Genomic DNA, 25095 nt, shown 5'->3' with positions numbered 1-25095 from the left:
TCGAGAACTTCGCCAGCGTGATGAACTTCGTGATCTTCCCGATGTTCTTCGCCTCCTCCGCCCTCTACCCGCTGTGGCGCATCCGCGAATCCTCCGAGACGCTGTACTGGCTCTGCCAGGCCAACCCCTTCACCCACGCGGTCCAGCTCGTGCGCTTCGCCCTCTACGGGCAGTTCGCGGCGACGGCCTGCGCCGTCGTCGTCGGCACGACGCTGGCCTTCTTCACCCTCGCCGCCGTCGCCTACGATCCCGGCCGCGGCATCATAGCCCGCCGTGGAGGCCCGGCCGGAGACCCCGCATGACGATCCCGTTCCGCCCGACCATGCTCGCCCTCGCCCTCGCGGTCGCATGCGGCCCTGCGCTCGCCCAGCCCCGCAGCGATCCCGACTGGCCCTGCGTCCAGCGCAAGGTCACCAGCCTGAGCGCGGGCCAGTTCTGGACCGGGCCCGACGTCGAGGCCGCCGGCCCCTGGGGCGACGACGGCGACGCGGCGGTGCTGGCGCAGAAGATCGCGTCGCGCCGCACCGAACTCGCCGAGGTCGATCCGCTGATCGACGCCTACGCCGCCAAGGTGGCGCCCGCCGACAGGGCCAGGGGCCTGACGCGCGTCTATGCCGGCGTGTTCGAGGTGCTGAACGGCGAGCGCGCCAAGGTGATGAACGGGATCGCGCGCTACGCCCAGGGGCAGCGCCGCATGGCCGAGCGCATCCGCGAGGAGGCCGACGCCATCAGCCAGACCAAGGACGGGCCGAGCGCCGCCGACGCCCGCGAGGTCTCCAAGGAACAATCCGAGGCCGAGACGAAATTCGCCTGGGACCGGCGCATCTTCCAGGAGCGCAGCCAGTCGCTGACCTATGTCTGCGAGGTGCCGCAACTGCTGGAGCAGCGGCTCGGCGAACTCGCGCGGAAGATCCAGGCGCGGCTCTGACGCGCGGTCCGGGCCTGGATCCCCGCAGCGCAGCATTGCCTGATCCTCCCGGCAGGGATTGCCGAAACCTCCCTAAGTCCTTGACGAAACGCGAGAAATCTGTTGCCGCCGGACAACGCGCGTCTCGTTTCGGCGCGGAGCGGCGGATTTCGGCCGGGACGGCGCGCGCGCGCGGTTGTCCGAGCCCGGCCCCCCTTGCATGACTGTGCCCCAAGCCCCCGCCGAACGGGGGGCGCGGCGTTCGACGGCACGGGGGCAGGGGACATGACGATGCGGGCGGTTCGCGCAGGCCTGATCGCGTCGGTGGCTCTGCTGCCGTGCACGGCCCACGCGCAGAGTTCGGTGACGCTGTCGGAGATCAGCGTCGTGGCCACCACGCCGGTCGGCGGATCGGGTTCGGGCACGGCGCGGGCCGCCCCGCCGCTCGGCGCGACGCCGGTCGTGTCGCCCGGCGCTGCCCCGCTCTCCGCCGCGGCGCTCCCGCGGCTGCGCGGCGGCGCGCAGCCGCTCGACAAGATCCCGGGCACCGTCGAGACGGTGACGGCCGCCGACCTCGACATCGACCGCGGCACGTTCAGCGCGGTGGCGACGCTGGCGCGGCGCACGCCCGGCCTCAACCTCTCGGACTCGCAGGGCAATTCCAACCGCACCGACGTGACCTACCGCGGCTTCACCGCCTCGCCGGTGCAGGGCGTGCCGCAGGGCCTGGCCGTCTACCAGAACGGCGTGCGCATCAACGAGGCGTTCGGCGACACGGTCCAGTTCGACCTGATCCCGCCCTCGGCGATCCAGCGCATCGACGTCGTCACCGGCAACCCGGTGTTCGGGCTGAACGCGCTCGGCGGCGCGGTCAACATCCAGATGAAGAACGGCTTCACGTGGCAGGGCGCCGAGGTCACCGCGCTCGGCGGCTCGGACGGGCGCATCGCCGGCGGCCTCGAATACGGCAAGGTGATCGGCCCCTGGAGCTTCTACGTCAACGGCGACGGCCTCAACGACCGCGGCTGGCGCTATGAGAGCCCGAGCACGATCGGCCGGCTCTACGCGGACCTCGGCTATCGGACGCTCGATTCCGAGTTCCACCTGATCGGCAGCCTCGCCCGCACGTTCTTCGGCGCGGCGGCGGCGGCCCCGGTCGACTTCACGCGCAACGACGAGCGGGCGATCTTCACCTACCCGCAGACCACGCTGACCGAGATGGGCACCGTGCAGGTGACCGGCCGGGTCGACCTCTCGCCGACCTGGGATCTGGCCGGCAACGCCTATGTTCGCCGCTTCAGCAACACCTACGTCGACGGCAACGACGGCAACTTCGAGGGCTGCAACCGGCAGGGCAGCTTCTTCACGCCCCGCCGCCTCTGCTTCGAGGACGACGGCTTCGCGCGCGGGCCCAACCAGACGCAGGCGCAGTTCCGCGACCAGTTCCTGATCCTCGGGCGGGGCGTCAACGCCCCCGGCCTCCCGTTCACGCCGAACGTGCCCTACGGCACGCTCGACGTGACCCGGACCGAGGCCACCGGCTACGGCGGCTCGCTCCAGGCGGCCAACCGCGACCGGGTGTTCGGCCTCGGGAACAGCTTCGTCGTCGGCGGCAGCGTGGATGCGGCCGACTTCACCTTCAAGTCGTCGAGCACGCTCGGCGTCATCAACCCGGACCTCTCCGTCACCACCGATCCGAACAACCCCTATTACGGCACGATCCCCGGCCTCGGCACGACGCAGTTGCGCACGCTGGCCGCCCTCGGCATCGCGCCCTCGAACGTGCTCGGCTCGAACCTCTACCTCGGCCTCTACGCCACCGACACGCTCGACGTGACCGACGCGCTCTCGCTCACCGCCGGGGCGCGGCTCAACTTCGCCCGCATCACCACGACGGACCAGACCGGCTTCTCGCCCGACGTGAACGGCACCTATTACTACAACAAGATCAACCCGGTGGCCGGCCTGACCTACCGCTTCGCGCCGGGGCTCTCGCTCTACGGCGGCTACTCGGAATCCAACCGCGCCCCGACGCCGCTGGAGATCGCCTGCTCCAACCCGGACCGGCCCTGCCTGCTGCCGAACTCGCTGGTGGCCGACCCGAAGCTCAAGCAGGTCACCGGCCGGACCTACGAGGCCGGCATCCGCGGCCAACTGCCGAACTTTTACGACGGCGGCCTCGTGACCTACAAGGTCGGCGCCTTCCGCACGGATCTCGCCGACGACATCATCCAGCTCGCGACCCCCGGCAACGCGGCGCGGGGCTACTTCGTCAACGTGCCGGCCACGCGACGCCAGGGCGTCGAGGTCGGGGCCGAGTACACAAGCGGCGACCTCTCGGTCTACGCCAACTACGCGCTGATCGACGCGACCTTCCGGTTCGACGGGACCCTGTCCTCGCCCAACAACCCGCTCGCCGACGACGGCGCCATCGCCGTGCGCCGCGGCAACCGGGTGCCGCTGATCCCCGACCACCAGGTCAAGGTCGGCTTCGACGTCCTCGTCCTGCCCGGCTGGCGCTTCGGCATGAACCTCCAGGCCTTCTCCTCGGCCTATTATCGCGGCGACGAGGCGAACCTGAACCCGAAGCTGCCGGCCTATTACGTGCTCGGCCTGAACACGAGCTATCAGGTCACGCCGAACCTTCAGGTCTTCGGCCTGATCACCAACCTGACCAACAACCGCTACGCCAACTTCGGCACCTTCGCCGAGCGCGGCAACGTCGTGGGCAACCTCACCATCAACGATCCCCGCACCACCACCCTGGCGCAGCCGCTCTCGATCTACGGCGGCCTGCGCTACGCCTTCGGCGAGGCCCCGGCGCCGATGCCCGAGCCAGTCATCCGCAAATACTGACGCGCCCAGACCGGGGGAGGGGGCGCGGACCCTCGAGGTCCGCGCCCCTTTTCGCATGCGCCGAGGCACCTGAGCTGGGACCGGCCTGCGGCCTCACGCCACCGGAACGGGGCCGCGCCCCGGCGCGTCCTCCGGAACAGACGTCGCGATGCGCGACCCGCGCCGCTCGCGACCGCCGCAAGGAGAGATGTCATGCGCGTTGCCCACGCCCTCTCGGCCGCCCTCCTCCTCGCCTCGGTGGCACCCGCGCTCGCCGGCTCCTGCGCGGAGGAGATCACGACGCTGGAGAAGCGCCTCGACAGCGCCGGCGCCGCCAAGGTCGTCGGCAAGGAGCCGCCGGGCGGCGCGACCGCCTCCCATTCCGACAAGGCGCTCGCCGCGCCGCCCGCGGGCAAGCCCAGCGACCCGGCGACGACCTCCACCGCCGCCGGCGTGCAATCGGCCCGCGACCTCGTCGAGAAGGCCCGCGCCGAGGACGCCGCCGGCAAGGCGGACCCCTGCCGCGACACGATCATGAAGGCCAAGGAGAAGGCCGGCGCGCTGCCGTAGCCTCGCTCTCCGTTCCGAGATGCCCGCGCCGTCGGCGATCAGTAGGCGTTCTCGGTCTTGAACAGGGCGAACGGCGTCATCAGCAGGATCTGGAGGTCGAACAGCACCGACCAGTTCTCGATGTAGTACAAGTCGTGCTCGACCCGGCGCTGGAGCTTCTCGCTCGTGTCGGTCTCGCCGCGCCAGCCGTTGACCTGCGCCCAGCCGGTGATGCCGGGCTTGACCTTGTGGCGGGCGAAGTAGCCGTCGACGACCTGGTCGTAGAGGGTGTTGGCGGCCTTGGCCTGGAGGGCGTGGGGGCGCGGGCCGACCAGCGACAGGTCGCCCTTGATCACGTTGAAGAGCTGCGGCAGCTCGTCGAGCGAGGTCTTGCGGATGAAGCGCCCGACCGGCGTCACGCGCGGGTCGCCCCGGGTCACCATCTTCGCGGCGCCCGCGTCGCAGGCATCGACGTACATCGAGCGGAACTTGAACACCTCGATCAGCTCGTTGTTGAAGCCGTGGCGCTTCTGCCGGAACAGCACCGGCCCGCGCGAGGTGAGCATCACGGCCGCCGCCACGCCGAGCATCACCGGCGCGAGCGCGACCAGCATCAGCATCCCGACGCAGCGGTCGAACACCGTCTTCATCACCACGTCCCAGTCGGCGATCGGCCGGTCGAACACGTCGAGCACCGGCACGGAGCCGAGATAGGAGTAGCTGCGCGGGCGAAGCCGAAGCTTGGTCGCGTGGGCCGAGAGGCGGATGTCGATCGGCAGCACCCAGAGCTTGGCCAGCATCTCCAGGATGCGCGCTTCCGCCGTGATCGGGATCGTGAACACGATCAGGTCGAGCCGGGTGTGGCGGGCATAGGCCACGAGGTCGCTGACGGTGCCGAGCTTGGGGTGGCCGGCGACGACGTCGGACGAGCGGTCGTCGTTGCGGTCGTCGAACACGCCGACGATGCGGATGCCGCTGTCGCCCTGGGTCTCGAGCGCCGCGATCAGTTCCTCGCCGGCGCTGCCGCCGCCGACGATGGCGGTGCGCCGGTCGAACCGGCCCTTGCGCGTCTGGGCCCCGATCACGACGGCCAGCGCGAAGCGGCCGATGAGGAGCAGCCCCAGGCCGCTGGCGAAGTAGGCGCCGAGCCACAGGCGGGAATAATGGTCGGCGACCTTGGCGAACACCAGGGCGGCCGCGACGACGAGGAACGCCAGCGTCCACCCGGCGGAAAGCTTGATCGCGCTCTTGAAGAACGCGCGGAAGGCGCCGATCCGGTAGGTCCCGGCGGCCTGGAACGCCGCGAGCGCGAGCGCGGCGACCCCCGCGACGGCGCCCGCGTAGGTGAGCCCGAAGGGAACCACGCCGCGCAGCAGGAGCAGGTGCAGGCCCGCGCCCAGGCCGACGATCAGGGCGAACTCGGCCGCGCGGACGAGGCCGGCGATCACCACCGGCGAGATCGCCTTGGCGGGCAGCGACACCACCGTCTCGGCGAGCGGTACGGAGGCCGCCCCGGGCTCGGCGCGGCCCGCGGCCACGGTCTCGCCGCGTCCGGCCACCTCGAGGAGCTCACGGACGTCGAAGGCACTCATCGGTCGCATCCCCGCCGTCTTGCGGCCTAATCCCGGTCGCCGCGAATGTCGCAAGACTGGCTATCGGAATGCTTAAGGAGCGGCCGCCGCGGCGGTGCTTCTCCGCTTGACCGCAAAGGTCTGGCCGCAAAGGACCGGATCACGTTCGCGCGACGCAGCGCAGGGCGGGTTCGAGCGGCTTCAGGCCGGCTCGACCCGTCCGGGCTCGGCCGGCAGCGCGGGGCGGCCGGCGCGCGCGCGGAAGGCGGCGGCGTAGCCCGAGAGCACGTCGGCACCCATCCGCTCCATCGAGAAGCGTTGGCGTACGGAGTCGCTGAGCGCCTGGAAGCGGGCCCTGCGGCGCTCGGGCGCCTCGTCGAGGACGCGGGCGATGGCGTGCTGGAGCGCGACCGGGTCGCGGGCCGGGACGAGGTCGCCGGCGGCATCCCCGAAGATCTCGGGAATGCCGCCGACGTCGGTCGCGACCATCGGCTGCGCGGCGGCCGCGGCCTCGAGCACGACGTAGGGGAGGGACTCGGCAAACGACGGCACCACCATGATGCGCCCGCGGGCGAGCACCGGGCGGATCGCCTGGGCCGGCTCGAAGGCGATCGCGCCGGCGAGCCCGAGCGCCTCGGCCGAGGCCTGGAGCAGGCCGGCATCCGGGCCGGAGCCGACCATCAGCAGCCGGACCTCGCGCCCTTCCGCGCGCAGCCGCGCCAGCGCCTGGAGCAGGACCGGCAGGCCCTTGGCCTCGCGCAATTCGCCGACATAGAGCAGCTCGAACGGATCGGCGGACGGCGTCACGGGGGCGAATTCGGCCTCGCTCAGGCCGTTGTGGACGATGCGGCCGACGCGGCCATGGCTGCCGACATAGGCGCGGTGGCGCCCGGCGACGTACTCGCTCTCGAACAGGAACACGTCGGTGCGGCGCGCCAGGATGCCCTCGGCGCCCATGTAGAGCCGGTGCAGCAGGGTGCCGGGCCGGTAGTTGTAGCTGCCGCCGTGCGGGGTGTAGGCGCGGATCATCGGCCGGCCGGCGGCCGCCGGCGCGAGGCGGGCGTAGACGCCGCCCTTGGCGCCGTGCCCGTGCAGCACGTCCGCCGCGACCGCATCGGCGCGGGCTGCCACCGCGCGCAGGCAGGCGAGGTCGGAGAGGTGCGGGTTGCGCCGCATCGCGATCCGCGTGACGCCGAGCGCGAGGCAGGGCGCGAGGTCGGAGAGCGCCTGGACGGCACGTTCGCCTCCGGTCGTCGCATCGCAGACGATCCCGACCGCGTGGCCCGCGGCGGCCTGCAGCCGGGCGAGGTCGACCACGTGCCGGAACAGCCCGCCCACGGGCGCGCGGAAGACGTGCAGGATGCGGTGGGAAATGGTGTCGGCGGGGCTGACGGACGGGACCACGGCGGACGTCTCCAGGCGGCGCTCGGCCGGCCCGGAGGTTGTCCCATGCCGGCGATGTCCACCCGGTTAAGCGCGCGGAGGCCGGCGGACCGCGTGATCGGACGGGTCCTGCGTTTCGGCGATGACGGTCAACGTCCGGCTAACGCGGGCGTCCGCGATGCCGCGCGCCTTGGAGCATTTTCCAGCCAGGTGGATACCGGCTCGCGTGAAGAAAATGCGACCACTCGAATGCTCTAAGCAGGCATTCGTGGGCCGCCCCACGAATGCCTGATTCGATCTCTTCGATGTCGCATCATTTTTTCGCGCGAACCGGCTGCCACTTCGCGCAATGATGCTTAGAAGAACCGCTCCTTGACGACGATGGTGTCGCCGGGACGCACGGGATAGGTCATCGGCACGATCCCCGAGACGAGCCTGTCGCGGCCCGGCTCGCCCGTCGGCCCGAGGCCCTGGCCCTTGCCCTCGCGGGTGAGCACGGCGTAGTCGCGCGCCGCCCGCGGCCCGAAGCCGGCGGCGATCGCGACCGCGGTCTCGACCGTCATGCCGCTGACGTAGGGGTACTGGCCCGAGGTGGTGACCTCGCCCAGGATGTAGAACGGGCGGTAGGCATCGACCTCGACGGTGACGTGCGGCTCGCGCACGTAGCCCGCCGCGAGCTTGCCCTCGATGGTGCGCGCGGCCTGCCCCGTGGTCTGGCCGCCGATCGCGACGACGCCGATCAGCGGCATCGCGATGCGGCCGCCGCCGTCGACGGCGTAGATGTTCGACAGGTTGTCCTGCCCGAACACGATCACGCGCAGGCGGTCGCCCGCCGAGAGCGTGTAGCGCGCGCCGATCGAGCCGGTGCCGGTGGCGTCGAGCTGGTCGGTCCGGAAGTCCGGCCGCAGGCAGCCCCCCAGCGCGAGGCTGGCGGATAGGGCGAGGAGGAGTGCGCGTCGGTTCATCACCACAGCCGTCGTGATTGCCTGATGACCGGTCGGTAAAACGTTAGGGTTAAGGAATGCTGACGTTCCGAAACGGGCAGGTCGCGCCGGCGCCGCCCTTAACCCTCAAGCAACCTTAACGGGTTCTACTGCAGGGACGTCCGGGTGCCCGGCCCACCATCGGCCCGGCATCGCGAAAAGATCGTGCGAAGAGTATCGAGCCATGTCCCGTATCGTCCCGCGCGCGACAGCCCATGCCGACCGGCCGCCGGTCGCGGAACGGCCGGCCGACGGCCTGAGCCTCGCCCAGGTGCCGTCGCTGCTGCGCCGGTCCTGGATCTGGATCGCCGTGCCGACGCTCGTCGCCGCCGGGCTCTCGGCGGTGTTCGTCCAGGTGGTGTCGCCGCGCTACACCGGCGAGGCGAAGCTGCTGCTGGAGAGCCGCGAGGCAGCCTTCACCCGGACAGTGCAGGAGCGGGCCGAGCAGGCTCTGCCGATCGACGAGCAGGCGGTGGCGAGCCAGGTTCAGGTGATGATGTCGCGCGATCTGGCCCGCGAGGCGATCCGCCGGCTGAAGCTCGTCGGAAACCCGGAATTCGACCCCGGCGCCGGCACGATCGGCCCGGTGCAGCGCACGCTGATGCTGCTGGGGCTGGCCGCCAACCCCCTCGACCGTCCGGCCGAGGATCGGGTGCTGGAAGCCTATTTCGAGCGCCTGCTGGTGTTTCCGGCGGGCAAGTCGCGCATCCTCTCGGTCGAGTTCCGCTCAAAGGACGCGGACCTCGCGGCCCGGGGCGCCAACACGGTGTCCGAACTCTACATCGCCGCGCTGGAGGCCGCCAAGGTCGACACCGCCCGCTACGCCTCGACCTGGCTCGGGGGCAACATCGACTCCCTGCGCAAGCGCGTCGCGGAGGCCGAGGCGCGGGTCGAGGCCTACCGGGCCGGCAACGGGCTCGTCGGCGCCACCGGCTCGACCGGGCAGCCGCTGAACGCGCAGCAGCTCGGCGAGCTCTCCACCCAGCTCTCGCAGGCCCGCATCCTCAAGGCGGATCTGGCCGGCCGGGCGAAGGCCGTCAAGGAGATGATCAAGGACGGGCGCGCCTTCGAGATCCCGGATGTCGCCAACAACGAGGTGATCCGGCGCACGGTGGAGAACCGCATCACGGTGCGTGCCCAGCTTGCCCTCGAAGCACGCACGCTGCTCCCGGCGCACCCCCGCATCAAGGAACTGACCGCGCAACTCGCCGACCTCGACGCCCAGATCAAGGCCTCGGCCGAGCGCGTCGGCCGGACGCTGGAGAACGACGCTAAGATCGCGGCCTCCCGCGTCGAGAGCCTGCAGGCGGCCGTCGACGGCCAGCGCGACGTCGTGGTGAAAGGCAATTCCAGCGAGATCCAGCTTCGCGCCCTGGAGCGCGAGGCGCGGGTCCATCGCGAGCAGCTCGAATCCTACCTCTCGCGCTACCGCGAGGCCTCGGCCCGCGACGGCGAGAGCGCGACGCCGGCCGATGCGCGCATCATCTCGCGGGCGGTGACGCCGGAGCTCCCGTCGTTTCCCAAGAAGCTCCCGATCGTCGCCTTCGCCACCCTGCTGACGCTGATGGTCTCGGCCGGCGCGGTCATCGCCCGCCAGCTCCTGTCCGATCCCGGCGGCCGCGCGCCGCTGGCGCGCGAGGACGAGGTGGCAGAGCCGGCCGAGGCGCACGCCCCGGCCGTGCGGCCCGACCGCTTCGCCTTCCCCGAGGCCGCCCCGCCCGCGCGCTGGGCCGCGGCCGAAGCCGGACCCGCCGCCGAGGCGGTGGCGGAGGACGCGACCCGCGCGATGCCGGAGCCGGCGACGGCCCCGCAGGCGGCGCCCGCCACGCTGCACCCGTTCCCGCAGCCGGCCGCGCCCTTCGACCTCGCGCCGCTGATCGCCCGCATCGAGGCCGCCCCGCGGACGGGCAGCGGACGCACGCTCCTCGTGGTCGAGACGCGGCAGGCCGGCCGGCCGGCACCGGAGGGGCCGCGCCTCGCGGCCGCCCTTGAGGCGGCGCTCTCGGCCCGCGCCGCGACGCTCGGCCTCGACCTGAACGGCCCGGCCTCCGGCATCGACGCGCCGGGGCTGACCGACCTCGTCGCGGGCCAAGCCGCCTTCCTCGACGTGATCCAGGCGGAGCCCGGCTCCAGGCTGCACCGGATCGCCACAGGCTACCTCGAGACCGAGGTGCTGTTCGAGGAGCCGGATGCGGTGGCGATCGCCGTCGAGGCGATGGCCGAGGCCTACGACTGGGTGATCTGCCGCCTGCACGCCGAGCCCGGCGCGCGCGATCTGCTCGGCGCGCTCGGCGCGCTGATGGACACCGTCGTCATCGCCTCGAACGCGGCCATCGACGACCCCGACCTCGGCGACCTGTTCGCGATGGCCGAGGATTCCGGCGCCGGCCAGGTCCTGGTCGCCCAGGACCGCCCCGCCGAGGCACGCATCGCCCGCCCCGAGCCGATGCCGCTCCGGCTGTCGGCGGCCTGATCGGGCGGGTCGCGCAGACGTTTGCGCGTTCCGCGGCCGACCCTCCGCAAAAACCTCAGCCCGCCTTCAGCCGCCGCACCCGCCGAACCAGGTCGTACAGGCGCGGGTCGCGCTTGATCCGGCGCTTCAGCCGGGTGAGCCGCGTCGCGATCAGGCCGTAGGCGTGGCCGCGCAGCGTCACCGGCAGCACCACGTCGACGAGCGGGATGGTCTCGTCGCAGATGCTCGCCTTGTAGCGCGCCTCGCCGACGCCGAGATCGAAGGCGCGGCGGCCGCGCGCGGTCTGCTCGCGCACGAGGTGGTGGAGCAGCAGGTCGCCGGGGCTGAAGCGGGCGATGTCCGGATCGGCGTCGAAGGCCGTCATCATGCCGCTGTAGCGGCCTGCGTCGACGGCGCCGCCGAAGACCGCGAGCACCCGGCCGCCCGCGGCGAGCACCAGGGCGTGGACCTCCATCGCCGGCCGCTCGCCCGCGGCTGCGGCGGCGAGGAAGCTGCGGATCGCCGGGTCGGCGTAGGGGTCGCCGATGCCCATCGCGGCAAAGCGCGCCGCCTTCTGCGCATGGAAGGCGGCCAGGAACCGCTCGGCTTCCGCGCGCGTCCCGGCCTGCCGGTAGGCGATCGCCCCATGGGCCTCGACGAGGCGCTTCTCCTTCGAGCGCAGCTTCTTGCGCGCATCCGCGCTGAAGGCGCGGCGGACCGTCGCCTCCGGATCGGGCCCGAGCATCAGGCCGTAGCCGTCGCTCGGCGCGGGCTCGCCCACGAGCGCCAGCGGGTTGACCGCCCCGTCCCAGGTCCGTGGCTGGTGGCTGAGCGCGTAGACGTCGATGCCGGCCGAGCGCCCGATCGCCACGAGCGCCGCGGTCACGTCCTCCACCGGCACAGCCGCCGCGTCACGGCCGGAGAACAGCGGCAGGTGGTAGTTGGCGTGGTCGCCGCCCAGCATCCTGGCGATCGCGACGCCGCGCGTGCGGGCGACGGTGAGCGGCATCAGGATGCGCGGCCGGCCGGCGTGGTCGCGCAGCACCACGATCCGCAGCGCCTCCGGCGCGCCCTTCGCCCGCTGGTAGGCGCGGACCCAGTCGAATCGCTGGTAGGGCGTCGCGAGGCAGCCGGGATCGGCCTCGAGCCCCCGCCACAGGGCCTCGACCGCGTCGAGGTCGGAGAACACCTCGGCCGTCAGGCCGCCGGCAACCCGCGCGCGGGCCATGGTCGCTCCCGTGAGATCCCGGCCCATCGGACCCTGCGCGAGAACCGTCATGACACATCCCCGTCCGCCGGGCCGCCGCACGAAGCCGCGCACCCGAGCCCGTCCCGTTCTGGGCGTGGGCGTTTAAGCCGCGGTGTACGGCGCGGCGCGATCACGGCGCCGCCGCCGGGCAAGCGCGGGCGTGGATAACGGAACGTTGCCGCGGCGCCCGGCGCGTTCACCACGCTCCGTCGGGCGCCGAGCCGCAACCGCAGCCCCGGAACCTCAGCCTTTGTTTACGCCGAACCCGGAAGGCTGACGCCGCCCTTCACGCGCCGAGGCGGTGCCATGCTGTCCTCCCGAAACCGTCACCGGCTGTTCGAGGCCGGGTTCCGGGCAGTCTCGGCCACCGGCGCCGACCGCTGGCTGGCGCCGGCCGCCCGCGGTCTCGGGGTGATCCTGACGTTCCACCATGTCGGCCCGGAGGCGCCGGCCGGTTACGCGCCGAACCGCCTGCTCTCGATCACGCCGGACTTCCTCGACGCCACGCTGCGCGAACTCCACGCCCGCGGCTTCGAGATCGTCGGCCTCGACGCGGTGCCCGAGCGCCTCATGGCCGCGCGCGACCGGCCGCCCTTCGCGGTGCTGACCTTCGACGACGGCTACCGCGACAACGTCGTGCACGCGGCCCCGGTGCTGCGCCGTTACAGTGCGCCGTGGACGCTGTTCGTCACCGGCGACTTCGCCGACGGGCACGGCCGGCTGTGGTGGATCGAGCTGGAGCGGGCGATCGGCCGGCTCGACCGCGTCCGCGTCGCCATCGGCGACCGCAGCGTCGACCTGCCGGCGCGCAGCCCGCAGGAGAAGAGCCTGGCCTTCGAGGCGGTCTATCGCGACCTGCGCGGCGGATCGGAGGCGCGGCTCCTCGACCGGATCGCGGCGCTCTGCGCGGAAGCCGGCTTCGCGGCGGGCGCGGCGGCGACGGAGCTCTGCCTGTCGTGGGACGACCTGCGGGCGCTGGGCACCGACCCGGCGGTCACCTTCGGCGCGCACACGAAGAGCCATCCGATGCTGGCCAAGCACGACCCGGCCCTCGCCGCCCGCGAGATCGGGGCGGGGCGTGACCGGCTCGCGGCCGAGCTGGCGCGGCCGGTGCGGCACCTGTCCTATCCCGTCGGCGACCCGACCTCGGCGGGCGCGCGGGAATTCGCGCTCGCCCGCGACTTCGGCTTCGACACCGCGGTGACGACGCGGCCGGGGCACCTGTTTGCCGGCCATGCCGGCCACCTGCACGCCCTGCCGCGCGTCTCGGTCAACGGCTGCCACCAGTCGCGGGCCGCGCTCGCCGGCCTGCTCTCGGGCGTGCCGTTCCTGGCCTGGAACCGGGGCAGGCGGCTCAACGTCGCGTGACGGGTCGGGCGCGTCAGCGCCGGCGGCGGCGGTGCCGGTAGGCGCGGCCCTCGCCGCTGCCGGCGGTGAACACCGCGCTCTGCCGGCCGCGGCGGACGCGGTAGCGCCCGCGCCGGCCGCCGCGCGCCTCCTCGGCCGGTTCCTCGGCCCGGGGCGTCGCCGCCGCGGTCGCGGGGAGGGTGGGGGCGGCCGGCGTCTCGCCCGCCGCGTAGCCGCCGGCGACGTTCTTGGCGGCGGGACCGAACAGCGCGAGGCACTGGTTGTAGGCGAGGTCGTTCTTCAGGCGCTCGCATTCGCCGACCGATCGCGGCGTCCCTTGCGCCGCGGCGGCGAGCCCGAGGAGGAGCAGGCCGGCGAGGGCGGCAGGCGGCGTCGGGTGCGGCATGGACGGCATCTGGACGGGGTGCGGCGGCGCGCGGCGCGGGGTGGCCGCTTGTCGCGCCCGAGTGCGGCGAAAACGCGGGCGCCTCAGCGGTCGGGCCGCTCCATCCACTTGATCACGGGCATCAGCGGGAAGATCCAGGCGATGCCGAGGATGCTGTAGAGCACGGTCTGGATCAGGGCGGGGGTCTCGGCGATGCGGCTGTCGGCCAGCGCCATCGCGAGCGGCGCGTAGACGATGACGAAGGCCATGATCCCGATCGTCCCGATCAGGGTGCGGGTGCGGCGGCGCATGCGGTTCCTCTCGAGAGCGTCCGCGGGGGGTAGCGCCGGGCCACGGGGATGGCAACGCGTCGCTCCGGCGCGCCCTGCGTCAAAGCCGGGCGTTGCCGCGGGCGCCGGCTTTGCCTAACCCGTCTCGGACGTTTCGCAGCGCGTGATCCCCCTCCGATGAGCCCTTCCGATTCCCAGCGCCGTGCCGGCGCCGTCCGTGCGTGGCTCTTTGTGCTCGCCGCCCTCGTCGTCGCGATGGTGGCGGTCGGCGGCGCGACGCGGCTGACCGGGTCCGGCCTGTCGATCACCGAGTGGCGCCCGGTCACCGGCGTGGTGCCGCCGCTCTCGGCCGCCGACTGGGCGATGGAGTTCGGGAAGTACCGCGACACGCCGCAATACCGCATCCTCAACCAGGGGCTGGGGCTGTCCGACTTCAAGGTGCTCTACGCCTGGGAATGGGGGCACCGCCTGCTCGGGCGGATCGTCGGCCTCGCGTTCTTCCTGCCGCTGGTCGCGTTCTGGTGGCGCGGGATGCTGAGCCGGCGGCTCGGCCTCGGCCTGCTGGCGCTCGGAATCCTCGGGGGCGCACAGGGTGCGATCGGCTGGATCATGGTGGCCTCGGGCCTTCAGCCCGGCATGACCGCGGTCGCGCCGATCAAGCTCGCCCTGCACCTGACCATGGCGAGCCTGATCCTGGCGGGCCTCGTCTGGCTCGCGGCCGGCGCGCGCGGCGACACCGTCGCCCCGGTACCGACGCGGCTGCGCGCCGTGGCGCTCGGCCTGCCGGCGCTGGTGCTGGTGCAGATCTTCCTCGGCGGGCTGGTGGCCGGCTCCCATGCCGGCCTCGTCCACAACACCTGGCCGACCATGGACGGGGACCTGATCCCGCCGGCGGCGACGCTGTTCTCGGTCAGGCCCTGGATCGAGAACTTCGTCGACAACGCGACCCTGGTGCAGCTCGACCACCGCCTCTCCGCCTACCTGCTGCTCCTCGTCGCCATCCTGCACGCGCTCGACGCGCGCATCGCCCGGCCCGGCAGCCCGGCGGCGCGCCGCGCGGCCGGGGTCGCCGGGCTCGCGCTGGCCCAGGGCGCCCTGGGGATCGCGACGCTGCTTCTTGGCGTCCCGCTCTGGGCGGCGCTCGCGCATCAGGTGCTGGCGATGGCCGTGCTGGCGATTGCGACCGTCCATGCACGCCTGAGCCGCGGCCTCGCGCAGGCGCCCCGCGCCGTGAGCCCGATCCCCGCGCCGTTCGGCTTCGAGGGGCTCGCCGGCCGAGGGGCGTGAACCCGACCGGGCACCGGTCGGCGCTTCGAGCGGTACGACGCGTCGCTCCGCCCAAGAAAAACCGGGGACGGGCCATGACTGCGCAGTCCGACCGTGGAACGGGCGCCCTGGAAAAGGCTTAGTCTCCGGACGTTGCAGGAGGCCGTGATGTCCCTGGCGGAAGACGGGCGACCGCTGTCCCTGACCTGGCACTATACGCCGCGGGAGGTCTTCGCCGACGGCGTGGTGCACGGCCTCGGCGTCCTCCTCGGCCTCGCCGGGGCGGTCGCCCTGGTGGCAACGGCGCTGACCGGGCATCTCGGCTGGGGCGAGCGCGTCGCCGTGGCGGTCTACGCCATGGCCCTGGTCGCGATGCTCGCCGTGTCGGCGACCTACAACCTCTGTCCGGTGAGCCCGCGCAAGTGGCTCCTGCGCCGCGCCGACCACGCGCTGATCTACCTGATGATCGCGGGCACCTACACGCCGCTCGTCGCCCTGGTCGGCACCGGGCCGGTCGCCTGGGGCTTGCTGGCCTTCATCTGGATCGTGGCCGGCATCGGCATCGCCGTGAAGCTGCTGCTGCCGGGCCGCTTCGACCGGGTATCGATCGGGCTCTACCTGCTGCTCGGGTGGAGCGGGCTGTTCGCCTACGAGTCGGTGATCGCGGCGCTGCAGCCGACGGCCCTGTGGCTGCTGGCGGCCGGCGGGGTGCTGTACTCGGTCGGGGTGGTCTTCCACGTCTGGCGTGGGCTCCCGTTCCAGAACGCGATCTGGCACGCCTTCGTGCTCGCGGCCGCAGCCTGCCACTACGGAACGGTCTGGGCGAGCCTCACGGGTGCCGCGGTGGCCTGATTGCCTACGGGGCGACGATCCAGGGGCTGACGACCCGCATGGCGGCCTGCTGCGGGGCCAGGGCGGCGGGCGTCCGCGGCGTGCTCTTCAGCGTCTCCACGAACCTGCGAGCCTGATCGGCGGGGAGGGCGGCGGGCGGCGCCATCAGCGCGGCGAGTTGCCTGCGGGTGCTGCGATCGACGTAGCCGGACCGCTCGACCGGCACGAAATCGCGCAGCGTATGAGCCGTGTCGGGGTCGCCGGTGAAGACCCGGGCGCCGGTGTTCAGGACGACGATGTCGCCGGGCCGCAGGGTCTCGTCCTTCATCAGGGCGGCGACCGGGCCGGCCTTCATGTCGAGCGGCGTCTGACGATCGGTGATGCGCACCTTCAACGGCTCCGCGCCAGGCAGGGCGGCGTAGCGGGTCCGCACGTGCTGGCGGGAGGCCCGGCGGCCGTGCCGGCGATACGCGCCGCCGTCGTAGGCGGACTGGCTCGGCTGCACCGCCTGCGCTGCGGGCCGGCCGCCGCCGAACAACGCTTCGAAGAACCCCAACTCGGCCGCCTGCGCGGACATGACGGTGCCGGCGAGGAGGCCGCCGGCGACCAGGGCGGCGCGGGCGTGGCGGTTCCGGAACGGCATGGTCGTCCTTCCGAGGGGGTTTTCGCTGCGCGCGGACGGGTTCCGCGGGGCCCGTGGCACCGCATCCATCGGTTAACGGAAGGTCAAGCGGGACAGTTCCCGCAATCGCGAGATCGGCCACCGGCCGCGGCGGCGCGAAGACCGGCTCTCGCGTCGATCGGACCCCGTCATCGGACGGCGCACCCAAGACGGGCGCTGGCGCGCTCAGGCCGGCGCGGCCTGCTCGCCCTCGCCGATGCAGTCGAGCGCGCGCTCGACGGCACTCACCGCGTCGAGCAGGTGCTGCACCGTCCGCTCGACCTCGAGCGCCGGGCGGCCCATGGCGGCGGCACGGGCGCCGACCGCCTCGAGCTGTTCCAGCAGCGTCAGGAGGTCGCCGGCCACGGCCACGACCTCGCAGCGGGCGAGTTGCTGCACGGGCGTGCGCGGACGGAAGGGCAGGACGTTGCTCATCGGGTCGTTTGTCGCCGGAACCGGGGGACTTGGCCAGGGGCGGCCCGGCGATCCTCCACACGAATGCCCGGCGGCGCGGCGGCCAAGCCACGCCGTGGTGAGTTTTTCGTGGCGTGCCGACATCACATCGTCGGCAACCTTCGGCGGCGTCGCACCTCTCGCCTTGACGCGGACACGCAAGCCGGACCACCTCGCCGCCGGACGATCCTTGCCGCAAGACTATGCCTTCCCGCAAAGACCATCCCCGAAGACGCCCCAGGACCCGCGATGCGCCCCACCTCCCTCGTGCTTGCAGCCACCCTTCTCGGCGGGCTCTCGACCTGCAACAGCGTCGACGGCCCCGACAGCCGCAGCGGCCTGGCGGAGACCTTCAACACCGACAACTACCGGCGCTCGAACGACACCAACGGCACCCAGACCCGCCCCGACGTGAACCGTGCCTATACGCAGCCCTCGCTCCCCTCCATCGCCAACCGCGGGTTCTGAGGCTTATCGGCGATCGAAGACCCGTTCCTTCGACGGATCGCCGGCCGCGCATCGCTCAGCGTCTGCCCAGCGCGTCGGCGAAGGCCGCGATGCGGTTGCGGGCGTAGGTCGGCAGGCCGGCGCTGATCGAGGTGCCGGTGTTGAAGCTCGAATGGCCCATCAGCACCTGCGCCGGCAGCAGGTTCTTCAGCACCGGCACGCGGGCGTATTCCGCCTTGCGGTCGAGCACGTCGGCCTTGATCGCCAGCGCCATCCAGGTGGTGACGACGGTCTTGGTCGGGTCGCCCGGCAGCGGCTGGAGCACCGCCAGGAACTTGCCGAAGCGCAGGATCTGGTTGACCCAGAAGATCGTCTGCTCCAGCCCGCCGGTCACCTCGGTGTCGAGCCTGGTCAACGGCGCAAGCGCCGCCGCCCGCTCCGGCGACAGGGCGCGCAGCTCGCTCTGGAATGCGACGAACTCGGCGATCTTCTTGGCGGTGCCCTCCTCCAGCTTGTTGGCGAGCTTCACGCCGAGCGGCAGCTTGCCTTCGAGGTCGTAGCGGGACTCGATGCAGACCGTGCCGGGCTCGCACCACGGCCGGTCGGGGCGCCGCGCGAAGGCGGCGGCCGGGTCCTTGGTCGGCGTCGCGTCGGCGGGATCGAGCGCCTTGTGCCGGATCGCCGGGTCCATGGCCTGGACGAAGCCGAGCCGCGCCAGGGCCGAGACGTCGATCGCCTCGGGCGGACGCGCCACCACGAAGCGGCCTTCCGCCACGTAGACCTTCAGGGCCTCGTGCCGGGCTTTGGCGACGCCGTTCACGGTGACCGTGTAGTCCGGCTCCCTGTAGCCGGGGAACGGCGCCAGCGCCGCGGCCTCGGCCGGCTTCGTGCGCACCCAGTCGAGGTACGGCGTCAGGCCGCTCTCCGGCGCCGACGGGGTGTCGCGGTGATCGGTGAACAGGATCGTGCCGGGCTTCAGGCTCGCCGGATCGACGGCCGTGACCGAGGCCACCTCCCGGATGCGCCCGCTGCCGGCCGCGGCCGGCGCCGTCGCGGCCATACCAGGCTGCGCGGGCGGGCGGGCGCCCTCTTGTGCCGCCGCGGGGAGGGCGCCGGCCAGGGGCGCGAAGGCGAGGAGGGCCGCTGGCAAGCGGGCCGGAAACAGCGTCCGCACGTCGGGAACCTCGCAGGGATCGGGGAGGGGGCCGCGTCAGTAGCGCGGGTCGTCGCCGAAGAAGTAGTCGGGATCGCGGCGGCGCGGGCGCGCGTCGTCGCCGAAGGGCGAGCGGGCGGTCTGGCCGGGCCAGGGCCTGTAGCCGCCGTCGAGGTCGTCCTGCGCCCGGCGGTCGCGCGCCCGGGGCCGGAGGTCGCCGAACGGGTCGAGGAGATCCGCCTCCGGCGCGCGGCTGCCGAAGGCGTCGCCCGCGGCGGAGGCGCCGTCCTCCGTCCCCGAGAGGTCGCCGTCCTCGGCGTCCGGCCGCATCGCGTAGGCGTCCTCGCGCGGCAGCAGGCGGTATTGGGTGTCGGCCATGCGGCCGTCGGCGCCCGTGCGGAAATGCTCCGTGAAACCGCCGCCCGCGAGGCGCTGGCCGCTGCGCGGATCGACGCTGATGTCGGCGAGGAACCGGCGCGCCTCCGCCGAGGGGGGCGCGAGCGGCGTCCTGGCGACGCCGTTCGCCCACGCCGCCTGGAAGATGGCGCCGGCGACCGGCACCGCGACGTGGCCGCCGGTCTGGCCGCGCCCGAGCGTCCGGCGGGTGCCGTCGGCGTTGTCGTAGCCGACCCAGACCACCACCGTGATCTCGTTGGTGAAGCCGGCAAACCACGCGTCGTTCTCGTTCTCGGACGTGCCGGTCTTGCCGGCGACGTAGGCCGAGACGCGCGACAGCGCCGCGGCCGTGCCGTGGTCGGTCACGCCCTGGAGCATGGTCTTGAGCTGGTAGAACGCGACGCGGTCGGCCGAGCCGATCCGCACCGGCGCGCGGGCGGCGTGGGCGTAGACGGGCTTGCCGTCGCGCTCGATGCCTTCGAGCGCGTAGGGCGCCGGCCGGACGCCCTCGTTGGCCACCGCCGCGTAGAAGCCGGCGAGATCGAGCATCCGCACCGGCTGGGCGCCGAGCACGAAGGGATAATACGGCTCGCACGCGGCGTAGATCTGCGCCTCCAAGGCGATCTCGCAGACGCGCTGGAGGCTCGCCGGCGCCGTGGAGGCGATGCCGCCCTGGAGCAGGCGCGCGGTGACGAGGTTCTTCGAGAATTCGAGGCCCCGCCGCAGGGTCGTCGGCCCGGCGCCGCCGCCCTCGTAGTTCTTCGGCGACCAGGCCTCGCCCGCCCCGCCGATCGGCGGCAGGGTGACGGGCGCGTCCATCACCAGGGTGTTGGGCTGGAGGCCGGCGTTCAGCGCGGCGAGGTAGGTCAAGGGCTTGAGGGTCGAGCCCGGCTGGCGCACGGACTGCGTCACCCGGTTGAGCTGGCTTGCCGGATAGGAGAACCCTCCGGTCATCGCCAGGATGCGGCCGGTGCGGTTCTCCAGCACCAGCGCCGCGCCCTGCACGGAGGGCTTCACCCGGAGCTCGGCGCGCAAGCCCTTGCCGTCGCGCAGCTTCACGCGGACCACGTCGTAGGGCTGGAGCTTGCCGCGGGCGATGCCGGGATCGAGGGTCGCGACGCGCCCGTCGCCGAGCCCGACCCTGACGCCGTTGCGGCCGGTCTCCAGCACAACGGCGAGCGGCCAGCGCACGTCGTAGAGCACCGGCCGCGCGCTCTCCAGCGCCCGCAGCCACAGCGGCTTCTTCGCGGGCTCGGCCGCGGCCACGGCCTTTCCGCGCGCGGGCTTCGCAGCCGCCGGCTTGATCTGGAAAGGCTTGGCCTCCACCCCGGTCACGCCGGGCGCCGCCTGCGGGGAGGCCTCGGGGGCGGATGCGGCCGTCTGGAGCCTGCGCACGCTGTCGGCGAGGTTGAGTTCCGGCCCCGAAAACGTCTGGCGGCCGGTGCCGCGCTCGTAGGTCGCGAGCCCGTCCTGCAACGCGCCCTCGACCGCGCGCTGCAACCCGGCATGGATCGTGGCGCGCACGGTGAACGAGGCGGCCGTCAGCGAGTCGAGGCCGGCCAAGGTGCGCGCCTCGCGGGTGAGGTGATCGACCACGTAGAACCCGGAATCGCGCCGCGCGGCCTCGATCGGCTTCAGCCCGAGGTCGGCGGCGACGGCGGACGCCATCTCGGATTCCGTGATCGCGCCCTCGTCCTTGAGCCTCGCGAGCACGTAGGCCCGGCGCTCGCGGGCGCGCTCGGGATACCGGTCGGGGCTGTAGAAGTTCGGGCCCTTCGGCATGGCGGCGAGCAGCGCCGCCTGCGGCAGGCTGAGCTGCCCGGCCGAGACGCCGAAATAGCTGCGCGCGGCCATCTCGATGCCGTAGGCGCCGCGCCCGAGATAGATGCCGTTGAGGTAGAGCCCGAGGATCTCGGGCTTCCCCAGGATGCGCTCCAGCCGCGCGGCGACGATCATCTCGCGGATCTTGCGCTCGTAGGTGACGTCGTCGCCCACCGACAGGTTCTTGACCACCTGCTGCGTGATGGTCGAGCCGCCGGCCGGCCTGCCCGGCGAGGCGAGGTTGGCGATGAAGGCGCGGATCACCCCGCGCTCGTCGATGCCGTGGTGGCTCTCGAAGCGCTTGTCCTCGGCGGCGATGAACGCCTTCCGCACCAGCGCCGGCACGTCGGCGATCGGCACGACGAGCCGGCGCCCGTTCGGCTCGAAGGTCTCGGCGAAGGGCTGTCCCGAGGCGTCGAGGATGCGGGTCATCCCCGGCAGCGCCTTGTCGCGCAGGGCCTCCGCGCTCGGAAGGTCGGTGGTGGCGCGGTTGTAGAAATCGATCACCGCGCGGGCGTCGAACGGCGCGTCCTTCGGGTTCTCGCCCTTGCAGAACTGGCGGTAGCTCGTGTTCAGCTCGGCCAGATCGAGCCCGTGCAGGATCTTGGGCGCTGCGGGCCCGGCCACCGCGCTCGGGTCCTCCATCGCGGTGGCGATCAGCTCGTCGAGGTTGATGTCCTCGATGTCGAAGGCTTTGCGCATGTGCGCGCAGCCGTCGCGCAGGATCTGCACCACCGCCGCGGAATCGGTCTCGGGGTCGAAGCGCGTCCGCACCGCCTCGGGCTTGGTCGTGACCTGGCTGAGCGTCAGCGCGGTGGCGAACAGCTTGATCAGGATGGTGTTCATGCGATCCGGGGCACCGGCACGGCTGGGTTTCCTGGTTCGCCGACCCTTGGGCGCGTGCGCCTGAACAGGGGGTGCACAACGCGGCTGTTTTATGGAGGGGACGCGAGCGGGAGCGGTCGCGGGCCGCTCGGTCGGGCGACCGTGTTGACGTGCTGTCGGGACGGGATACGGTGCGGCGCGATGTTCGAGTGGGACGAGCCGAAGCGGCTGACGAACCTCGCCAATGCACCGGCTCGATTTTCGCGACGCCGGGGCCTTGTTCGACGGACGACCGCGGCTTGAGGGCCCGGCAAGCTATCGCGATGAGCCGCGTCTATCGACGGTGGCGATCTTGGACGACGCGTTCGTCACGCTGATCTGGACGTGGCGCCACGAGACGCGACGGGCGATCTCATTCAGGAGGGCACGGGATGGGGAGCGAGACGCATATCGTCAGGTATTCCGCGGCCGCGTTGAAGGCGATGGTTGAGCGTGGGGAAAGTCGGACCGACTGGGAGCGGGTCAAGGCGATGACCGAGGCCGAACTCGAGGCGGCGATCGCCTCGGACCCGGACGAGGCCGGCTTGGTGGTCGATTGGAGCAAGGCCGTCTTCCACCCCGGAACGGAGGCCGAGACGGCGACGACCATCCACCTCGACCCGGACGTGCTGACGTTCTTCCGGAGCCTGGGACGCGGCTACCAGGCGAAGATCAACGCCGTTCTGCGCGCATACATGGATCACGCGCGGACATAGGCGGGTCCCGCGACCGCTACGACGGGCGCGGCGACGCGGTGCTCCGCCTCCACGATCTCGCCCCCGGCCCGGCATCGTCCCGCCGGACCGCGCCCTGCCGATCGACCTGCTCACCGGCGCGCAGAAGAGGCCGATACGGACGGACGCCACGGCTTCCGGGTCGGCGGCCTCGACGCGCGGCTGAAGCGAAGGCCGGCCGGATCGGCCTGCCGCCTCGCGCTTCCGCCTGCGGCGCGATAGGGGGAGCACGAAGCGAGACGCCCATGATCCGACGCCACCTCCCGCCCGACGCGACCATCGCCGACGTGCTGTCCGGCCTGGAGGACGGCGAGGCGTATCTGCGCGCGGTGCTCGCCACCATGCGGATGTGCCAGAAGCATTACGGCGACGCCTTCGTCCGCATCGGCGTGACCGCGAAGGGCGGCCCGCCCTCCTACCGGATCGACAGACCCGACCCCGGGACCACCCCCGGCGGCGCGGAGAGCCCGGAGACGCGGGCCCTGTTCGGTGCCTATGGCGGCCGGTCGCACGACCGCTTCACGGCGATCAACACCGCCGAGACCCGCTGGAGCAGCCGGGCGCTGGGCATGGCCGAGATGCTGGCGCTCCACGACCGGTTCCGCCGGCCGAGGGGCGGCCCGGCCTGATCGGTCGGAGCGGAGGACTGGAAGCGCCGGGCCGGGGTCGGAAGCGGAGCATCGGCCCGGCCGTCGCATCTCGGACACGGGCAACCCACGGGATGCGGGCCGCCCGGATACCGGCTAGAACGGGCCGGACGCCCGCCCTCCAGACCGCGAACGGACCGCCATGCCAGGAACGCCCCGCGTCGGGATCATCCCGGTCACGCCCTTCCAGCAGAACTGCACCCTGATCTGGGACGCGGCGACCAAGCTCGGCGCGGTGGTCGATCCCGGCGGCGACCTCGACCGGATCGAGGCGGCGATCGCCGAGCAGGGCGTCAGGATCGAGAAGATCCTGCTGACGCACGGGCATATCGACCATGCCGGCGGTGCGGCGGAGCTGCGCGAGCGCCTCGGCGTGCCGATCGAGGGCCCGCACGAGGCCGACCGCTACCTGCTCGACGCGCTGCCCGCGACGGGGGCCAGCTACGGGATGGACGGCGCGCGGGCCGTCACGCCGGACCGCTGGCTCGACGAGGGCGACGCCGTCACGATCGGTCCGCTCGCCTTCGACATCCTGCACGCCCCCGGCCATTCGCCGGGCAGCGTGGTGTTCGTCAGCCGCGACGCCCGCTTCGCGCTCGTCGGCGACGTGGTGTTCAAGGGCTCGGTCGGCCGCACCGACCTGCCGGGCGGCGATCACGACCAGCTCATCCGCGCGATCCGGGAGAAGGTGCTGCCTTTGGGCGACGACCTCGCCTTCATCCCCGGCCACGGCCCGACCGGCACGCTCGGCGAGGAGCGCCTGACCAATCCTTTCCTCCAGAGCTGAGAGCCTCATGGACAAGCGCCCGATCGGTCGTTCCGGCCTTACCGTCGCCCCGCTGTGCCTGGGCGCCAACGTCTTCGGCTGGACCGCGGACGAGGCGACCGCGTTCGCCGTCCTCGACCGCTTCGTCGAGGCCGGCTTCGGCTTCATCGACACGGCGGACGTCTACTCGCGCTGGGCGCCGGGCCACGCCGGCGGCGAATCGGAGGGCGTGATCGGTCGCTGGTTCGCATCGCGCGGCCTGCGCGAACAGGTCGTCCTGGCGACCAAGGTCGGCATGGACATGGGGCCAAGTCCTTCGGGGGAATCCCGGGTCGGCCTCGGCCCCGCCCGGATCGCGGAAGCCTGCGAGGCGTCGCTGCGCCGGCTGCGGACCGACCGGATCGACCTCTACCAGTCGCATGCCGACGATGCCGGGACGCCCCAGGAGGAAACCCTGCGTGCCTACGAGCGCCTGATCCAAGCCGGAAAGGTTCGGGCGATCGGCGCCTCGAACTTTTCGGCCCCGCGCCTGCGCGAGGCGCTCGACATCGCCGCGCGCGAAAACCTGCCGCGCTACGAATGCCTCCAGCCCGATTACAGCCTGGCCGAGCGCGGCTACGAGGCCGCGCTCGAACCGCTCTGCCGCGCGGAAGACCTCGGGGTGATCGGCTACTTCTCCCTCGCCGCCGGCTTCCTCACCGGCAAGTACCGCTCGGGGGACGCCGCCGCCGGCCGCGCCCGCGAGAACCGGGTGGCGAAGTATCTCAACCCCCGCGGCTTCGCGCTGCTCGATGCGCTCGACGCGGTGGCGGCCGGGCACGGCGCCAGCCCGGCGCAGGTGGCGCTCGCCTGGATCATGGCCCGGCCCGGCATCACCGCGCCGATCGCCAGCGCCACCTCGGTGGCGCAGCTCGACGAATTGCTCGGCGCCGTGACCCTGCGCCTGTCGCCCGAGGCGGTCGCGCGCCTCGACGCGGCGAGCGCCGGCGGGATCGCGCCGTGAGCGGGACCTGACGCGACGTTGCGCGGACCCCGCGAGAATGCGAATGCGAGCTTGGCCGTGCCGGGCCCGGAAACGATGCATTTTCAAGGCGGAACGCCTATA

Annotated in this window: 24 protein-coding genes; 14 read left to right on the top strand and 10 right to left on the bottom strand. The window is 72.6% G+C overall.

What is annotated here, in order from left to right; translation table 11 throughout:
• From ACFE86_RS02195 to ACFE86_RS02180, 4 genes are all read left to right on the top strand, one after another.
• Positions 1–302, top strand: a 302-nt coding sequence (locus ACFE86_RS02195) for an ABC transporter permease (RefSeq protein WP_375453697.1), incomplete at its 5' end; no start/stop codon positions are given.
• Entirely contained in the window at positions 299–928 is a 630-nt protein-coding gene (locus ACFE86_RS02190) for a hypothetical protein (protein ID WP_375453696.1), read from the top strand. The genes ACFE86_RS02195 and ACFE86_RS02190, both read left to right, overlap by 4 nt.
• A 264-nt stretch (positions 929–1192) precedes the next feature.
• Positions 1193–3763, top strand: a complete 2571-nt coding sequence (locus ACFE86_RS02185; RefSeq protein WP_375453695.1) for a TonB-dependent receptor domain-containing protein — start codon at positions 1193–1195, stop codon at positions 3761–3763.
• Between the two features lie 192 nt (positions 3764–3955).
• The gene (locus tag ACFE86_RS02180) at positions 3956–4312 is read left to right on the top strand and encodes a hypothetical protein (RefSeq protein WP_375453694.1); all 357 of its coding nucleotides are present in this window, start codon (positions 3956–3958) and stop codon (positions 4310–4312) included.
• A gap of 38 nt (positions 4313–4350) precedes the next feature.
• Here ACFE86_RS02180 and ACFE86_RS02175 read toward each other — a convergent pair whose 3' ends face one another.
• The 3 genes from ACFE86_RS02175 to ACFE86_RS02165 form a co-directional block, all read right to left on the bottom strand.
• Positions 4351–5883 (bottom strand): undecaprenyl-phosphate glucose phosphotransferase, encoded by a 1533-nt coding sequence (locus ACFE86_RS02175; RefSeq protein WP_375453693.1) that lies wholly within the window; start codon positions 5881–5883, stop codon positions 4351–4353.
• 180 nt (positions 5884–6063) lie between these two features.
• Complete coding sequence (locus ACFE86_RS02170; protein ID WP_375453692.1) at positions 6064–7266, bottom strand: glycosyltransferase family 4 protein; 1203 nt, start codon at positions 7264–7266, stop codon at positions 6064–6066.
• A 335-nt stretch (positions 7267–7601) separates the two neighbouring features.
• On the bottom strand, positions 7602–8210 hold the full coding sequence (locus ACFE86_RS02165; RefSeq protein WP_375453691.1) for a polysaccharide biosynthesis/export family protein: 609 nt from the start codon (positions 8208–8210) through the stop codon (positions 7602–7604).
• Positions 8211–8412: 202 nt separating this feature from the next.
• On the opposite strand from ACFE86_RS02165, the gene ACFE86_RS02160 reads away from it, so the two are divergent.
• Positions 8413–10701: a GumC family protein gene (locus tag ACFE86_RS02160; protein WP_375453690.1), complete on the top strand. Its 2289-nt coding sequence runs from the start codon at positions 8413–8415 to the stop codon at positions 10699–10701.
• A gap of 55 nt (positions 10702–10756) precedes the next feature.
• Here ACFE86_RS02160 and ACFE86_RS02155 read toward each other — a convergent pair whose 3' ends face one another.
• Positions 10757–11959, bottom strand: a complete 1203-nt coding sequence (locus ACFE86_RS02155) for a GNAT family N-acetyltransferase (RefSeq protein ID WP_375453689.1) — start codon at positions 11957–11959, stop codon at positions 10757–10759.
• Positions 11960–12235: 276 nt separating this feature from the next.
• Between ACFE86_RS02155 and ACFE86_RS02150 the strand changes: the two genes are divergently transcribed.
• Positions 12236–13297 (top strand): polysaccharide deacetylase family protein, encoded by a 1062-nt coding sequence (locus tag ACFE86_RS02150; protein WP_375453688.1) that lies wholly within the window; start codon positions 12236–12238, stop codon positions 13295–13297.
• A gap of 13 nt (positions 13298–13310) precedes the next feature.
• Here ACFE86_RS02150 and ACFE86_RS02145 read toward each other — a convergent pair whose 3' ends face one another.
• Positions 13311–13682, bottom strand: coding sequence for a hypothetical protein (locus ACFE86_RS02145; RefSeq protein ID WP_375453687.1), 372 nt, complete (start codon positions 13680–13682; stop codon positions 13311–13313).
• 83 nt (positions 13683–13765) lie between these two features.
• Entirely contained in the window at positions 13766–13972 is a 207-nt protein-coding gene (locus ACFE86_RS02140) for a DUF2842 domain-containing protein (protein WP_375453686.1), read from the bottom strand.
• A 156-nt stretch (positions 13973–14128) separates the two neighbouring features.
• Between ACFE86_RS02140 and ACFE86_RS02135 the strand changes: the two genes are divergently transcribed.
• Together ACFE86_RS02135 and ACFE86_RS02130 are read left to right on the top strand one after the other, a co-directional pair.
• Positions 14129–15238, top strand: a complete 1110-nt coding sequence (locus ACFE86_RS02135; RefSeq protein ID WP_375453685.1) for a COX15/CtaA family protein — start codon at positions 14129–14131, stop codon at positions 15236–15238.
• A gap of 147 nt (positions 15239–15385) precedes the next feature.
• Positions 15386–16069, top strand: coding sequence for a hemolysin III family protein (locus tag ACFE86_RS02130; protein WP_375453684.1), 684 nt, complete (start codon positions 15386–15388; stop codon positions 16067–16069).
• Between the two features lie 4 nt (positions 16070–16073).
• On the opposite strand, the gene ACFE86_RS02125 is transcribed toward ACFE86_RS02130, so the two are convergent.
• Complete coding sequence (locus ACFE86_RS02125; RefSeq protein ID WP_375453683.1) at positions 16074–16691, bottom strand: hypothetical protein; 618 nt, start codon at positions 16689–16691, stop codon at positions 16074–16076.
• Between the two features lie 204 nt (positions 16692–16895).
• The gene (locus ACFE86_RS02120) at positions 16896–17144 is read right to left on the bottom strand and encodes a hypothetical protein (protein WP_375453682.1); all 249 of its coding nucleotides are present in this window, start codon (positions 17142–17144) and stop codon (positions 16896–16898) included.
• Between the two features lie 267 nt (positions 17145–17411).
• Here ACFE86_RS02120 and ACFE86_RS02115 point away from each other — a divergent pair, with 267 nt between their 5' ends.
• On the top strand, positions 17412–17630 hold the full coding sequence (locus ACFE86_RS02115) for a hypothetical protein (RefSeq protein ID WP_375453681.1): 219 nt from the start codon (positions 17412–17414) through the stop codon (positions 17628–17630).
• A gap of 55 nt (positions 17631–17685) precedes the next feature.
• Here the strand turns inward: ACFE86_RS02115 and ACFE86_RS02110 are convergent, their stop codons facing one another.
• The gene (locus ACFE86_RS02110; protein WP_375453680.1) at positions 17686–18783 is read right to left on the bottom strand and encodes a hypothetical protein; all 1098 of its coding nucleotides are present in this window, start codon (positions 18781–18783) and stop codon (positions 17686–17688) included.
• 36 nt (positions 18784–18819) lie between these two features.
• Entirely contained in the window at positions 18820–21825 is a 3006-nt protein-coding gene (locus ACFE86_RS02105) for a penicillin-binding protein 1A (protein ID WP_375453679.1), read from the bottom strand.
• 223 nt (positions 21826–22048) lie between these two features.
• Here ACFE86_RS02105 and ACFE86_RS02100 point away from each other — a divergent pair, with 223 nt between their 5' ends.
• The 5 genes from ACFE86_RS02100 (at position 22049) to ACFE86_RS02080 (ending at position 24993) form a co-directional block, all read left to right on the top strand.
• Positions 22049–22294, top strand: a complete 246-nt coding sequence (locus ACFE86_RS02100) for a BrnT family toxin (protein WP_375453678.1) — start codon at positions 22049–22051, stop codon at positions 22292–22294.
• Positions 22236–22559, top strand: coding sequence for a BrnA antitoxin family protein (locus tag ACFE86_RS02095; RefSeq protein ID WP_375453677.1), 324 nt, complete (start codon positions 22236–22238; stop codon positions 22557–22559). The genes ACFE86_RS02100 and ACFE86_RS02095 overlap by 59 nt, the downstream gene beginning before the upstream one ends.
• A gap of 263 nt (positions 22560–22822) precedes the next feature.
• Positions 22823–23206: a hypothetical protein gene (locus tag ACFE86_RS02090; protein WP_375453676.1), complete on the top strand. Its 384-nt coding sequence runs from the start codon at positions 22823–22825 to the stop codon at positions 23204–23206.
• 160 nt (positions 23207–23366) lie between these two features.
• Entirely contained in the window at positions 23367–24011 is a 645-nt protein-coding gene (locus ACFE86_RS02085) for an MBL fold metallo-hydrolase (protein WP_375453675.1), read from the top strand.
• A gap of 7 nt (positions 24012–24018) precedes the next feature.
• Entirely contained in the window at positions 24019–24993 is a 975-nt protein-coding gene (locus ACFE86_RS02080; RefSeq protein ID WP_375453674.1) for an aldo/keto reductase, read from the top strand.
• Positions 24994–25095: the final 102 nt, after the last annotated feature.

The sequence above is a fragment of the uncultured Methylobacterium sp. genome (genome assembly GCF_964244095.1).
Classification (GTDB): Bacteria; Pseudomonadota; Alphaproteobacteria; order Rhizobiales; family Beijerinckiaceae; genus Methylobacterium.
This window is presented reverse-complemented; position numbering and strand designations above follow the sequence as displayed.

Excerpts from the sequence above, each read along its gene's own strand:
- ACFE86_RS02190 (WP_375453696.1), top strand. The coding sequence starts at position 299 with ATGACGATCCCGTTCCGCCCGACCATGCTCGCCCTCGCCCTCGCGGTC.
- ACFE86_RS02185 (WP_375453695.1), top strand. The coding sequence starts at position 1,193 with ATGACGATGCGGGCGGTTCGCGCAGGCCTGATCGCGTCGGTGGCTCTG.
- ACFE86_RS02180 (WP_375453694.1), top strand. The coding sequence starts at position 3,956 with ATGCGCGTTGCCCACGCCCTCTCGGCCGCCCTCCTCCTCGCCTCGGTG.
- ACFE86_RS02175 (WP_375453693.1), bottom strand. The coding sequence starts at position 5,883 with ATGAGTGCCTTCGACGTCCGTGAGCTCCTCGAGGTGGCCGGACGCGGC.
- ACFE86_RS02165 (WP_375453691.1), bottom strand. The coding sequence starts at position 8,210 with ATGAACCGACGCGCACTCCTCCTCGCCCTATCCGCCAGCCTCGCGCTG.
- ACFE86_RS02160 (WP_375453690.1), top strand. The coding sequence starts at position 8,413 with ATGTCCCGTATCGTCCCGCGCGCGACAGCCCATGCCGACCGGCCGCCG.
- ACFE86_RS02155 (WP_375453689.1), bottom strand. The coding sequence starts at position 11,959 with ATGACGGTTCTCGCGCAGGGTCCGATGGGCCGGGATCTCACGGGAGCG.
- ACFE86_RS02150 (WP_375453688.1), top strand. The coding sequence starts at position 12,236 with ATGCTGTCCTCCCGAAACCGTCACCGGCTGTTCGAGGCCGGGTTCCGG.
- ACFE86_RS02145 (WP_375453687.1), bottom strand. The coding sequence starts at position 13,682 with ATGCCGCACCCGACGCCGCCTGCCGCCCTCGCCGGCCTGCTCCTCCTC.
- ACFE86_RS02140 (WP_375453686.1), bottom strand. The coding sequence starts at position 13,972 with ATGCGCCGCCGCACCCGCACCCTGATCGGGACGATCGGGATCATGGCC.
- ACFE86_RS02135 (WP_375453685.1), top strand. The coding sequence starts at position 14,129 with ATGAGCCCTTCCGATTCCCAGCGCCGTGCCGGCGCCGTCCGTGCGTGG.
- ACFE86_RS02130 (WP_375453684.1), top strand. The coding sequence starts at position 15,386 with ATGTCCCTGGCGGAAGACGGGCGACCGCTGTCCCTGACCTGGCACTAT.
- ACFE86_RS02125 (WP_375453683.1), bottom strand. The coding sequence starts at position 16,691 with ATGCCGTTCCGGAACCGCCACGCCCGCGCCGCCCTGGTCGCCGGCGGC.
- ACFE86_RS02120 (WP_375453682.1), bottom strand. The coding sequence starts at position 17,144 with ATGAGCAACGTCCTGCCCTTCCGTCCGCGCACGCCCGTGCAGCAACTC.
- ACFE86_RS02115 (WP_375453681.1), top strand. The coding sequence starts at position 17,412 with ATGCGCCCCACCTCCCTCGTGCTTGCAGCCACCCTTCTCGGCGGGCTC.
- ACFE86_RS02105 (WP_375453679.1), bottom strand. The coding sequence starts at position 21,825 with ATGAACACCATCCTGATCAAGCTGTTCGCCACCGCGCTGACGCTCAGC.
- ACFE86_RS02100 (WP_375453678.1), top strand. The coding sequence starts at position 22,049 with ATGCACCGGCTCGATTTTCGCGACGCCGGGGCCTTGTTCGACGGACGA.
- ACFE86_RS02095 (WP_375453677.1), top strand. The coding sequence starts at position 22,236 with ATGGGGAGCGAGACGCATATCGTCAGGTATTCCGCGGCCGCGTTGAAG.
- ACFE86_RS02090 (WP_375453676.1), top strand. The coding sequence starts at position 22,823 with ATGATCCGACGCCACCTCCCGCCCGACGCGACCATCGCCGACGTGCTG.
- ACFE86_RS02085 (WP_375453675.1), top strand. The coding sequence starts at position 23,367 with ATGCCAGGAACGCCCCGCGTCGGGATCATCCCGGTCACGCCCTTCCAG.
- ACFE86_RS02080 (WP_375453674.1), top strand. The coding sequence starts at position 24,019 with ATGGACAAGCGCCCGATCGGTCGTTCCGGCCTTACCGTCGCCCCGCTG.